Here is a 13,058-nt window from a genome sequence, read left to right on the forward strand (position 1 = left end):
GTGCGCATCGAGAAATTTGATTTAGCAACTTGAGCAACTTGATTGAAAAATCTGTGAGACCTATTCATGCCGAACTTAAAACCGATCCGGCTGTTTTCAATGCTTGCCCTGAGTTTGAGTTTAATTGTACTGCTAACCGCTTGTCAGGATGCTCCAGATTCATCCCAAGCAGTGCGTGCTGATTTCGAGGAATTAGACTGGGATGCACTCTTGCCAGCGGATTGGCAGCCGGAAGCCTTATTAGAGCAACTCGAAGTTGATAATATTCCCGACGATGATCCGCGTGCGGTTGCGGTGATGGAGCAGATTATGCAGCTATGGAATGCCGCGCCGACCGTGCCGCTTTTGGCGGGACGCCGCGTAAGTTTGACGGGTTTTTTAGTGCCGCTGGATTTCGAGACCGATCAGCTTAGTGAATTTTTGCTGATTCCTTATTATGGCAATTGTATTCACATACCGCCACCACCTGCTAATCAAACGCTGCATGTTGTGATGCCTGAAGGCCACCCGCATCGCGCTGGCGTGTTTGATGTGGTGCGAGTCAGTGGCACCCTGCGTATTGCGTCTTTTCGGCACGCGATGGGGGTGGCAGCCTATCGGCTTGATGCTGAACTGGTCGAATACGATCAAGCCGCTGGCGCAGATGTGATGCAGCAGATGGAATAATGGCAATCAGAAGCACAGCAATCCGCATTAAATCCGAAAACTGCCAATCGTTTGCTGAATTTCACTCGATAAACTCGCTAATCGGGCGCTGGCCTGCGTTAAATGATCGGCAGTTACAGCAGTATTATCAACGCTTTGACTGATTGCATGAATATTGCGATTGATTTCCTCAGCAACCGCTGATTGTTCTTCAGCCGCGCTGGCAATTTGCGTATTCATATCATTGATGCTAATAATTGAGCGGCTAATGCTTTGGAATGATTCACTCGCCTGCCGCGCTTGCTCAACACCGCCCTGCGCCCGCGCTTGACTGCCACCAATCGCATTGACAACACTGACCGAACTGCTTTGTACGCGCTCGATTTTATTGCGAATATCTTGAATTGAATCCTGCGTGCGACTAGCCAGTGTGCGCACCTCATCAGCGACCACCGCAAAACCGCGCCCCTGTTCACCAGCACGCGCCGCTTCAATTGCAGCATTGAGCGCAAGCAAATTCGTTTGCTCCGCGACCCCGCGAATGACTTCCAGCACCGTGCCAATATCCCGACTATCATCGGCGAGGCGCGTCACGACTTGACCGGCTTGCTCAATTTCTTGGGCAACGGCTTCCATTGTTGCTACAGTTTGCACCGCTAATTGATCGCCCTGTAACGCTTCGGCGCTGGTTTCCTGTACCACTCGCGCTGCTTCGGACGCATGGCGAGCGACTTCTTCTACTGTTGCCGTCATTTGATTGATCGCGGTGGCGACTTGATCGGTTTCGCTCTGTTCGAGCTTCACTTGCTGATAGGTGTCATGGCTTGTTGCTGAAAGCTGTGCCGAGGCGCTCTGTAATTCAAGCGTTGCCATTGAAATTTGTGAGATGGTCAAATGAATTTTATCGACAAAGTCATTGAATGACCGCGCTAAATCACCGATTTCGTTGCGTCTTTTATCATCAAGCCGTCGGGTAAGATCACCGTCACCCTGAGCAATAGCGGACAAATTATCCGCAACATCGCGAATCGGTTTAGCAATACTCTGGGCAATCAGCCAAGCAATGACTAACCCAACAATCAATACTAACACGCCAGCGCCAACAATTGACAGCAGCGCCTGTTGATAAATTGTCACGGCTGCACGCCGATCACCAATCAATTCGAGCACGCCAACTGCTTGACCAGAGAAATCTTTAATCACGCGCCCATAAATCGAAATCGGTTGACCTTGATAATCGCGCCGCTCAATAGCGGTGTCACCGGCCAGAATGCGTTGTAATTGCTCATGAGAAAACAGCGAACCGCCTTGAATTGTCCCAGCGAAGGTTTTAAAACCACCATTTGCCGCTGGAAGCTGTAATGCCGCTTGCACGCCGGTGCGCTGAGTAAATTGGGTAAAAAAGGCTTGACCAAATGACAATCCAAATTCAACGACGCCGATATGTTGTCCCTGATAAGACACGGGTTCTACGCCGCGCACCCCTAAACCCGCTACTCCAGTTTCTAAGCCACTGAGGGGCGCTCGGGTGCGATTGGCTTCAACAATGGTTTTGCGAATGGCAGACAGATCGTCGCCATATTTATTGAGCATATGAACCCGCAAAAATGAGGTTGCCGGCGCAGTGTGAAATTGAAACTGCTCCACGCCCTGATGTTGTTGCATATACACAAAAATCGGATGGGTGAGCGCCGTTAAGCGTTCGCGGTCGCCTTCAGCAAAGGCGCGTTGAATCTCAGGTTGCTGCGCAATCGCGGCACTCAGCGACCGCGCCCGTTCGCCTTGGGCGCTGATGGCTTCGGTGAGATTGACGAAGAGACTTTCGAGGGCGTTTTGTTCAGCCTGACGCGACAACGCGCTGAGTTTGGTCAGCGTCAGCGGCAGGGTTAACACAATGCTCAAGATCAGGATCAATCCCGAACCCATGAGCACTCGCCGACTAATACTCAGGTTTTTCAGCATGTTAGAACCGTATTTTGAGGTGGAGCGCTGACAGCTACCAGCGTTCAGCCGTCAGCTTTAATACTAAGTATATGATGAAAACTTTACACAAAACTACAGTATCGCGGCTGATAGCTGACCGCTCGCGATGCGTTAGAATTGACCGCAATCACCCACACTGTGGCTTTAAGAACACGTTTACTGAGACTTTCCGCGCATGAAATTATCACTTTCTGTGGTTATGCTGTCTTGGCTGACCATTATGGTGCCAACATCGGCACAGGCGAATGCGTTGCTGGCCGCAACGCTGGAGGCGTTCCGCGATGCCAGATCGGTGGCGCTCGATGGCGTGCCCTTGCTCGCTGCGCCAGTATTGGCGGATTTTTATGTGCAGCGCGGGTATGCGCTGGCGTGGTCTGACTCGGCCCCCATTGAAGCACTGCTGGAATTGGTCGAGCGCAGTGAAGAAGAGGGCTTTCGTCCCGAAGATTTCCATGTTGCCCGTCTGCGTGACCTCAGCCGCCCCGGGGCGCTTGCCGCGTTGCAGGGGGTGGCGCGATTGACAGCAGATGTCCAGCTCAGTGATGCGCTGTTGCGTTATGTGCATCATACCCGCTACGGCAAGCTCGATCCGGTGGCCATTGACCATGTATGGAATGATCGCCCGCCGCTGCCCGAAGAGCGATTACTTGCCGATATGCGCGGGGCGCTGGATGCGACAGATTTGGCCGATTTTCTCAACGGTCGGTTTCAAAAACCGTTTTGGTATCAAGAGTTGCAACAGGTTCTGAGCCAGTACACTGCTGCGCGTCAGGTGCAGCAACTCGCGCCGCTGACTAAGGGCGCGACGCTCAAGCTTGGCAGTCAGGGCGAACGGGTGGCGCGGTTGCGAGAACGACTGCATTTGCTCGGCTATGGCGAACTGCTGCCGCTGGAATTAGCTGGCACCTTTGATGCTTCATTAGATGAAGCGGTGCGGGCCTTTCAGCGCAGTCGCGGGCTAAAAGGTGATGGCGTGGTCGGGCCGCAGACGGTCGCGGCCGTCAATCATCCGGTTGATGAACAAGCGATTGCACGCATCCGGCTGAATTTGGAGCGGATGCGCTGGCTGTATGACGATCTGCCGCCGGATTATGTGTTCGTCGATGTCGCTAACTATATGGCGCATCTGGTGCGCGGGCGTGAAATTGCCTGGAGCACGCGGGTGATCGTCGGCAAACAGGAAGCGCAAACGCCGATGTTCCGCGACCGGCTCGATCATCTGGTACTCAATCCAACTTGGACAGTGCCGGTGTCGATTCAGAAAAAACTGACCAATGTTTCAGCAAAATACACCCTGATCGACCGGCGCACCGGGCGGCGCGTCAGCGGTGGCAATGCCGCTGATTACAAGCGATATCGCGTGGTGCAATCGCCTGGGCCGGACAATGCCCTCGGGCGCGTCAAGTTCATGTTCCCGAATCGTCATGCTGTTTATATGCACGATACGCCCAGCAAGGCGCTGTTCGGACAAGCAGCGCGGGCGCTCAGTCATGGCTGTGTGCGTGTGCAAAATCCGATGAAACTGGCCGAATTGCTGCTGGAAGAATCAAGCTGGGATCGAGCACGGATTGACAGTGTTTTAGAGGGTACTCAAACACGCCATGTCAATTTATCTGAGCCGCTGCCGGTGCTGTTGTACTACTTAACGGCGCGGGCGGATGCTGAGGGTCGGGTGCGGATGCGTCCAGATATTTATGGCCGTGATGCGGCGGTCGCAGCGGCACTCGACGCGCCGGTGCAGCGCACACGCATTGAGCCATACGCCCTGATCTCGCTGACCCAAACGCCGACGACTACCGACGATGGCGCGGCTCCGGCGACCGATCCAAAGTTAGATTCCAGTGTACGTTTGACGCGCTCAGATGTGTCCGAACGCTAGTTACGCACCGTGTTTTTGCGGGTGAGTGCGGCCCTAGAAACAGCGTTTTGTGTTAGCTACTATTGAGGCTGCTGCGCTAATCTATTGTCAAAGTTGGGAAAATTACAACTTGCCTCGGCGTGCGCTTGGCGGTTAGCATCAAAACGCTAACAACTATCCGAAGGGTTCTGACATAGCGCCCAAACACCAAACGACACGCGGAGGAAGCGTTTTGGTCAATCGACGCAATTGGCTCTCACCCTTGGCACTCGCTTTTTCGCTCTTGCCAATGACTTCAGCCCAGGCGCTCGTCGCCGATGGCCTCGCCTCATACTACGGAGATCGGTTTAACGGTCGTCGCACCGCCAGCGGTGAGCGATTCAATCAACACGAACTGACAGCGGCGCATCGCACGCTAGAGTTCGGGACTCGGGTACTGGTGACGAACAAGGCCAATGGTCGTTCGGTTGCCGTCACTATCAATGATCGCGGCCCCTATACCCGTGGCCGTTCCATCGACCTGTCTAAAGGCGCGGCCCGCGAGCTGGGGATGCTCGGTCGCGGGGTGGCTCCAGTCAAACTGCGGGTGCTGAAAGACAGTCGCGCCCCAGAAGCTGACGCACTGCCGCAGCCTGCTAATCCGGTCGCCGTCGCGCAGGCCGAACAGCTGATGATGGATTTGTTTTAGCTACCAGCTTCCAGCCTGCGAAGTAACGCAATCGGCTCCTTGTGTCCCAGTGGCACAAGGGGCTTTTTTTATTGTTGCAAGATGAGTTTTGTGACGGATGCAGGATTACGATGTGTTTAATGGCGATGCGGATGGCGTGTGTGCGCTGCATCAATTACGACTGATCGAGCCGCGTGCGGCGGAGCTGGTAACTGGCCCCAAACGCGAGATTGATCTATTGCGGCGGGTGCCGTCTGACGGTGTCGCGGCCGTAACGGTGCTGGATGTGTCGCTGGAAAAAAACGTGGCGGCGCTGGAGCGGTTGTTAGCGGCGGATGTGTCGGTGCGCTATTTCGATCATCATGTTCCGGGCACGATTCCGCAGCATCCTAAGCTACAGGCGCAGATTGATACCCGCCCCGATGTCTGTACCAGTTTGTTGGTGGATGCCTATCTCAACGGGCAAGTACGGGCGTGGGCGGTGGTTGGGGCATTTGGTGACAATCTGGAACAGGCGGCGCACCAAGCGGCAGCCGCGTTGCAGTTGGATGCGGCGGCGTTGCAAGCGTTGCGCGAGTTGGGGATCTGTTTGAATTACAACGGTTATGGCGCGACGGTAGCAGATTTGCATATTGCGCCGGATACGTTGTATCGGCGCTTGCAGCCCTATGCCAATCCGCTGGATTTCATCGCCGAGGACAGTGCCTTTGCGCAGTTACGCGAGGGCTATGCCGATGATCTGGCGCGTACACAGGCACTGCGACCTGAGTGGGCGGATGCGCAACACCGGCTGTTTATGTTACCGGCAGAACCCTGGGCGCGACGGGCAAGCGGTGTTTGGGCGAATGCGTTGGCGCAAGCTGAACCGGATCTGGCACACGCGATCTTGACGCAGTTGAGCACGGGCGGCTATTTGGTCAGCGTGCGGGCACCGCTGCATCGACCGGTGGGCGCGGATGCGTTGTGTCGTCAGTTTGCCACTGGCGGCGGACGCTCGGGCGCAGCGGGGATCAATCATCTGCCCGAAAGTGACTATGCGCGATTTGTGCAGGCGTTTCAGGGGTTTTAGCTTTCTAAAGCATTCGAGCTGGTGACGAAGCGTTGGCTGCGTCATTAGCGCAGGCCAGATGGTCACGAAGCTGGAGCTTGGATAAAATGAACAGGCAAGCCAAACTACGTCGCTATTATGCGCAAAACACTGATAGATAGAGAAATGAATGAAATTTGAAATTGAGAACATCACAGGAAGAAAGCCATTAGCTGATTATCCTTGGAGATCTGAAGTGGATCGCCTGCTAAATTGGCTTGTCAATAAAGACTCTCATATACAGGCATTTTGCTTTGATCTAATCATGTCTGCTGCTTACATCGATGCATCATCGGGAATCGAAAAATCAATTGAGCAATGTAATAGCATAAATGAAAAATATAATTCTCACATAGGTTTTATTAATCTTTGTTCGCCATGCTTTACAAATAAAGAAATATGGGCATATCAAAAAGCAGTTAAACCTCAATCAGGTACTTTAGGAAAGTTGAGCAGTGAGGTTATTCTAAGGTTTGTCGAAAAGCTTTATCCACAAATAACAGAAGTCATTGCAGTAGGTGGTTCTGAGACCGCTGATGCTGTCCTCACGCATAAAGACGGAATGGTCATATTAGCCGAAGTGAAGTCAGCCCCGCTTCTCACTTATCCGTTTCTATTTAAATTGCCAGAGAGCTGCTTAAAAGGTGAACACGAAAAAGTTGTTATCACAAGCTCTCAATTGAGGGCTTGTGATTCCGCAATTTTTCTTCATGGTATAGGTTCTATTGATTTGGGTAAAGTCGGCGGTGACTTGTGGCCTTTCAAACCACTTATCGACTTTTTTGTTGATGAGGTAAATATGCCTTTAATACATCATTGTATTAATGAATGGTTATCAGCTAAAGATGCTTATACAAAAAAAGACCGTCAGAATCGTATGTACTATCTTGCTAATGCCAGTGGAAGCCCTCCCAAAATTGCAAAAGACAGAGATGGCTGGCCCAAATCAGAATCAATAAGTGATGGAAAAACTAGTGCTGGAATGGATAGAACCGATGACATCAAAAAAGGCATTTATCAAACCCTTAAAATCGGTACCCACGTTAAGAGTGATGCAAGTGTCAAAACAGCTATAATATCTAACCTTCCAGCATATCGTCACGGCAATGAATATGTGTCTCCATTTATTAATATGTTGTGGGGGCTAGAAGAGGATATTGCAGACTTGAACGGCCAAAAAGCAATTCTCTCTGAAAATCTCCGTAGGGCGTTCGATTTCATAATTACACTAGAAGAACCTATTTTGCGTGACATTAATTTATGAATCTACCAAATCATGAAACTAGAGAGTACACGGATATAGTCCTTGAAAGAATGAAGTACCTTCCTCCTGGAGGAAAAATGGGGGATTTACCTGAACACCTTCAACATGAAAGCTTTGTGCGAACAGGTGCTAAAAAAACAGGTGGTCCAAACATGCGCTTGTTACGCCTAGAAATGGATAAGCCATCACTTACAGTAACAGCTTATATATTCAATAAATTTGTTCATCCAAAGGAGGATAGATATATAACCCCAAGGGAAGCGGCTGTTTTACAGGATTTTCCTGTTACTTATGAATTCAAAGGAACTCTTGGCCAAGTCCAAAAACAAATAGGCAACGCCGTGCCCGTAGGGCTTGCAAGAGCGATAGCAAAAGAAGTTGCTAAATATTTCGAGCGTTTAAACAAGGGTGGCAAAAAAATTATTGCATCCTACTTTACAGGAGCAGGGGGCTTAGATTTAGGTTTTGAGCAAGCATCAGACGATCTGATTCAATTTGAAACGCTTTTCTCAACAGATATAGAAAAATGGGCTGAAGCTACAATAATGTGCAATCGGCCAGAGTGGAATTTCCATAGAGAAGATATTACAAGGCTTGATCCGGTAAAAGTAAAACAGGTGATAGGGGAAAATCCAGATGTAATCATTGGGGGGCCGCCATGCCAGCCTTTTAGTGTTGCTGGAAAACAAAAAGCAACCAAAGATCCTCTTGGTGTTCTTTATAGAGACTATATTAGGCATGTCGATTTTTTACAGCCAGAAATTGTTGTCATGGAGAATGTATACGGATTAGCCCAAGTAAAAAGCGCAAATATGATTGAGGAAATTTACAAATCATTCCAAGATATTGGTTATGAAGTTACGCATAGAGAATTGATGGCTGCGGATTATGGCGTTCCTCAAAAGAGGCGTAGGTTATTTTTTGTTGCTGCAAAAAATTTACACTATTTTCAGTATCCACAACCGACTCACTGCGAAACAGAAAACCTTTTAGGTTTGCCGCTTTACAGGGGGGCTGGAGAAGCTCTTCTGGAATTACCGAGAGCAACAGCCCGGAAAAAGTAGCGCATAATAAGTTATTGCTGCACACGGACAAATTACTCGCTGCGCTCTTAATTTACCGGTGAGCAAGTAGCAAGCAATTAGGACTCTGGGGTTCCCTTGACACTTTGACTGTCGATAATCGCCCCTGTCGGCTCTGGTTTTCGGTCTTTTTTTTCGCGTAAGTGCTTGCGTAAAGCGGTATTTAGCTTTTCAAGCAACTTGTTATCTGTCCACTTATTGTAGTAATAGTTAACCAGTTTGTAAGATGGAAAATCATTTGGGAGATAACGCCACGGACAACCTGTTTTGTTTAAATAAAAGATAGCATTCAAGATTTCGCGTAGATCACTTGATCTTGGGCGGCCTGTTGTATAAGGCTCAAGTTCTTCGAAGATTTTTTCAACAATCTCCCATTCTTCATCGGAGATATCGCTTGGATATTTTGGCGAAGAGTTTTTTCTGAAGTCATATTCACGATATGAGTGATGTTAATTAACTCGCAAAATTTGCCATATTCTCGAAAAAATATACTTAAATATACTTTAAAATCAATAGTTTAGTTTTTAGACAGCCTCTAATACCGATCCGCCTCTTGTTCCTGCAACCATGCTCGCCGATCTGCCGCCCGTTTTTTGGCTAATAACCGATCCACTAATTCATCCGTCGCCTGATCGTCGTCAATCGTCAGTTGCACTAGGCGGCGCGTATCAGGATGAATGGTCGTCTCGCGCAATTGCGCCGGATTCATTTCACCCAAACCCTTAAATCGCTGCACATTCACTTTGCCTTTGATCTTTTCAGCGGCAATCCGCTCAATAATTCCCTGCTTTTCGGCATCATCGAGCGCGTAATAAACCTGTTTGCCAATATCAATGCGATACAGCGGCGGCATGGCAACATAAATATGCCTATCAGCGACTAAGCGCCGGAAATGCTTTAAAAATAACGCACAGAGCAGGGTCGCAATATGTGCTCCGTCGGAATCGGCATCAGCGAGAATACAAATCTTGCCAAAGCGCAGACGGCTTAAATCATCATTGCCCGGATCGACGCCAATCGCGACGGCAATGTCATGCACTTCTTGCGAGGCCAGCACCTCATGCGCCGCAACTTCCCAAGTATTCAGAATCTTGCCGCGTAACGGCAAAATGGCCTGAAATTCACGGTCGCGGGCCTGTTTTGCCGAGCCGCCCGCCGAGTCGCCTTCCACTAAAAACAGCTCGCTGCGTTCGGGATCGGTCGCGGTGCAGTCGGCGAGCTTGCCCGGCAAGGCCGGCCCTTGCGTGATCTTTTTGCGCGTCACCGTGCGGCCGGCCCGCAGTCGCGCTTGCGCCGCGCCAATCGCCAATTCAGCGATCTGTTCGCCTTCGATGACATGCTGATTGAGCCAGAGGCTAAACGCATCCTTGACCACGCCGGCGACAAACGCCGCGCACTCGCGTGAGGACAGTCGCTCTTTGGTCTGCCCCGAAAACTGCGGGTCAAGCAGCTTGACCGATAGAATGTAACTGACACGACTCCACACATCTTCCGGTGCCAGCTTGACGCCACGCGGCAGCAGTGTGCGGAATTCGCAGAACTCGCGCACCGCTTCGGTCAAGCCTGAACGCAACCCGTTGACATGGGTGCCGCCCTGTATCGTCGGGATCAAATTGACATAGCTCTCGGCGAGTGGCTCACCGCCACCGGCACGCGGCGGCTCCGGCAGCCAGACCAGTGCCCAGCTTGCCGCCTCGCTGCGGCCTTCAAAATTGCCGACAAAGGGTTCGCTGGGCAGGATGGCGACGCCGTTGAGTGCCTGAAGCAAATAATCCTGAAGTCCATCTTGATAACACCAGAGCTGCTCATCGCCATTGATTTCATCGCGAAAGCGCACGGTTAGTCCGGGACAGAGCACCGCTTTCGCTTGCAGCAGATGGGTGAGCGGACGGATGGCAAATTTAGGCGAATCGAAATAACGCGGATCGGGCCAAAACCGCAGGCGCGTGCCGGTGTCGTGGCGCTTGACGGCTCCGACGACCGCCAATTCACTGACCGTATTGCCGTGCTGAAAGGCCATGTTGTATTCCTGACCGCCACGCTTAACCCAGACTTCCAGATGCTGCGATAGCGCATTGACCACCGACACGCCCACGCCGTGCAGACCGCCAGAGAAGCGGTAAGTATCCGAATTGAACTTACCGCCCGCGTGCAGCTTGGTCAGAATCACTTCGACTCCGGGGCGGCCTTCTTGTGGATGGAGATCGACCGGCATTCCGCGTCCATCGTCGGCGACTTCGAGCGAGCCGTCCGCATGAAGCGTCACCGTGATGTACTTGGCATGACCGGCGAGGGCTTCATCAACGCTATTGTCGATGACTTCTTGTGCCAGATGATTCGGGCGCGTGGTATCGGTGTACATCCCTGGGCGCTTGCGCACCGGGTCGAGACCTTGCAGCACTTCAATCGCGGAGGCGTCGTAATGGCCGATCATGGACGGTCAGGTTTTCCTACAAACGGGTGAGGGTGAGCGGGGCGGAGCGCGGCGCGGGCGGCGTTGGTTTGACCGCTTCATCGACCTACGGTACCGTACTTGCACACTCGGATTCAAATTCCCGCGTCCACTTAATCCCAGCCGGATTCTATGACCGATCACACCCTCGATGACTTTCGCACGCGCTGTGCCGCTCGTATTGACACGGCGCTCGATCAGATTTTACCGCCGCTGAATGTGCAGCCGTCGCGTTTACATGAAGCAATGCGCTACACCGTGCTCGCCGGTGGCAAGCGGATTCGCCCGCTGCTGGCCTATGCCACAGGTGAGGCACTCGGACTCGATCCGGCGCTGCTCGACCGCCCGGCGTGCGCGGTGGAAATGATCCACGCCTATTCGTTGATTCACGACGATTTACCGGCGATGGATGATGACGATTTACGGCGCGGGCGTCCGACCTGTCATCGCGCCTTCGATGAAGCGACCGCGATTCTGGCCGGGGATGCGCTGCAAACGCTCGCGTTCCAAGTGCTTGCCGAAGCGCCCGGACTCAATGCCGAGGCGCGGGTGCGCATGGTATCGGCACTGGCTCGCGCCAGCGGTTCACGCGGCATGGTCGGCGGGCAGGCGATGGATCTGGAAGCCGAAGGCACGCCGCTCGATCTGGTGCAGTTGGAGAATATTCATATTCATAAAACTGGCGCGTTGATTCGCGTCTCGGTGCAACTGGGCGTACTGGCGCATGGGGCGCTCGCCGCCGAGCACGCCGAACGGCTCGACCATTATGCAAAATGCTTGGGGCTGGCGTTCCAGATTCAGGATGATGTGCTCGATGTCGAGGGCGACACGGCGCAGATTGGCAAAACCGCCGGACGCGATCAGGCACTCAACAAGGCGACCTATCCGGCGCTGGTTGGATTGGCTGAGGCCAAAGCAATGGCCAATCAGTTGATTACCGAGGCGATTGATTCGGTGGCGATTTTCGGCGAACGTGCCCAACCACTCATCTGGATTGCGAACGCATTGTTGGGACGCAAAAGCTGATCTGCCGTTGCGCGTTCAGGCACGCTCAGTCCGGTCACGAAGCTGAAGCTTCGTGACCAGTAAATGGCGCACATCAACAACTTGGCCAATGTGCCAACCGCCCCCACCTTCTAGCCAATCATTCTGACGACGACCGAAACTCTCATGGAGCCATCGACCACATCCAGCGGTTCGCCCGCGATTGTCTGTGACATCGCCGACGTACAGGGCAGCGCCGACACGCGCCGCATCGCCATCGACCGCGTGGGCATCAAGGACATCCGCCATCCGGTGCGGGTGCTCGACCGCAGCGGCACCGAACAGCACACGGTGGCGACCTTTAATATGTATGTCTATCTCCCGCACGACTTCAAAGGCACACACATGTCGCGCTTTGTGGAGATTCTCAACCGCCACGAACGCGAAATCAGCGTCTCATCGTTCAAAACCATGCTCGCCGATATGTCCGAGCGGCTCGAATCCGAAGCCGGACACATCGAGATGCGCTTTCCGTTTTTTATCAGCAAGCAAGCGCCAGTGTCCGGTGTCACCAGCCTGCTGGATTATGACGTGACCTTTATCGGCGAGATCCGCGATGGTCAACCGCATCTGGAACTCAAGGTAATGGTGCCCGTCACCAGCCTGTGCCCGTGCTCGAAGGAAATCTCGGCCTTTGGTGCGCACAACCAACGTTCACACGTCACGGTTCAAGTGCGCATGGAACGCTTCATGTGGCTCGAAGAGCTGATCGAACTGGTCGAGCACGAGGCGTCCTCGGAGCTGTACGGCCTGCTCAAGCGCCCAGACGAAAAATTCGTCACCGAACGCGCTTATAGCAATCCCAAATTCGTCGAGGATCTGGTGCGCGATGTGGCCAAACGGCTCAATGAAGATGATCGGATTCTCGCCTACACCGTCGAGGCTGAGAATTTTGAGTCGATCCACAATCATTCCGCCTACGCGCTGATCGCCCGCGACAAGACCACCGAGGCCGCACTCTGAGTCCGGTTCAACC

11 protein-coding genes are annotated in these 13,058 nt (G+C 52.6%); 8 read left to right on the forward strand and 3 right to left on the reverse strand.

Features of this window, described 5'->3' with window-relative positions:
• The first annotated feature begins 66 nt into the window (after positions 1 to 66).
• Positions 67 to 666, forward strand: a complete 600-nt coding sequence (locus tag BLW10_RS02975; RefSeq protein ID WP_091332280.1) for a DUF3299 domain-containing protein — start codon at positions 67 to 69, stop codon at positions 664 to 666.
• A 27-nt stretch (positions 667 to 693) separates the two neighbouring features.
• On the opposite strand, the gene BLW10_RS02980 is transcribed toward BLW10_RS02975, so the two are convergent.
• Positions 694 to 2,607, reverse strand: a complete 1,914-nt coding sequence (locus BLW10_RS02980; protein WP_091332281.1) for a methyl-accepting chemotaxis protein — start codon at positions 2,605 to 2,607, stop codon at positions 694 to 696.
• 196 nt (positions 2,608 to 2,803) lie between these two features.
• Between BLW10_RS02980 and BLW10_RS14385 the strand changes: the two genes are divergently transcribed.
• The 5 genes from BLW10_RS14385 to BLW10_RS03005 all read left to right on the forward strand — a co-directional run bounded on the left by BLW10_RS14385 (position 2,804) and on the right by BLW10_RS03005 (position 8,568).
• Positions 2,804 to 4,507 (forward strand): L,D-transpeptidase family protein, encoded by a 1,704-nt coding sequence (locus BLW10_RS14385; RefSeq protein ID WP_091332282.1) that lies wholly within the window; start codon positions 2,804 to 2,806, stop codon positions 4,505 to 4,507.
• Between the two features lie 268 nt (positions 4,508 to 4,775).
• On the forward strand, positions 4,776 to 5,174 hold the full coding sequence (locus tag BLW10_RS02990; RefSeq protein ID WP_091332283.1) for a septal ring lytic transglycosylase RlpA family protein: 399 nt from the start codon (positions 4,776 to 4,778) through the stop codon (positions 5,172 to 5,174).
• Positions 5,175 to 5,271: 97 nt separating this feature from the next.
• Complete coding sequence (locus tag BLW10_RS02995) at positions 5,272 to 6,222, forward strand: acetyltransferase (RefSeq protein WP_091332284.1); 951 nt, start codon at positions 5,272 to 5,274, stop codon at positions 6,220 to 6,222.
• 148 nt (positions 6,223 to 6,370) lie between these two features.
• Positions 6,371 to 7,504: a hypothetical protein gene (locus tag BLW10_RS03000; protein ID WP_091332285.1), complete on the forward strand. Its 1,134-nt coding sequence runs from the start codon at positions 6,371 to 6,373 to the stop codon at positions 7,502 to 7,504.
• Positions 7,501 to 8,568, forward strand: a complete 1,068-nt coding sequence (locus BLW10_RS03005) for a DNA cytosine methyltransferase (RefSeq protein WP_091332286.1) — start codon at positions 7,501 to 7,503, stop codon at positions 8,566 to 8,568. Before BLW10_RS03000 ends, BLW10_RS03005 begins: the two co-directional genes overlap by 4 nt.
• Positions 8,569 to 8,645: 77 nt before the next feature.
• Here the strand turns inward: BLW10_RS03005 and BLW10_RS03010 are convergent, their stop codons facing one another.
• A complete protein-coding gene (locus BLW10_RS03010) occupies positions 8,646 to 8,975 on the reverse strand; it encodes a transposase (protein ID WP_281241123.1) in 330 nt (109 codons plus the stop codon).
• Positions 8,976 to 9,121: 146 nt separating this feature from the next.
• Positions 9,122 to 11,020 carry a DNA topoisomerase IV subunit B gene (gene parE, locus BLW10_RS03015; protein WP_091332287.1) on the reverse strand — a complete coding sequence of 633 codons (1,899 nt, stop codon included), beginning with the start codon at positions 11,018 to 11,020 and terminating at the stop codon, positions 9,122 to 9,124.
• A 150-nt stretch (positions 11,021 to 11,170) separates the two neighbouring features.
• On the opposite strand from parE, the gene ispA reads away from it, so the two are divergent.
• Together ispA and folE2 are read left to right on the forward strand one after the other, a co-directional pair.
• Positions 11,171 to 12,064 (forward strand): (2E,6E)-farnesyl diphosphate synthase, encoded by an 894-nt coding sequence (ispA, locus tag BLW10_RS03020; RefSeq protein WP_091332288.1) that lies wholly within the window; start codon positions 11,171 to 11,173, stop codon positions 12,062 to 12,064.
• Between the two features lie 144 nt (positions 12,065 to 12,208).
• Entirely contained in the window at positions 12,209 to 13,045 is an 837-nt protein-coding gene (gene folE2 / locus BLW10_RS03025) for a GTP cyclohydrolase FolE2 (RefSeq protein WP_091332289.1), read from the forward strand.
• Positions 13,046 to 13,058: the final 13 nt, after the last annotated feature.

Origin of the sequence: Allochromatium warmingii (assembly GCF_900107145.1) — a bacterium.
Classification (GTDB): domain Bacteria; phylum Pseudomonadota; class Gammaproteobacteria; order Chromatiales; family Chromatiaceae; genus Thermochromatium; species Thermochromatium warmingii.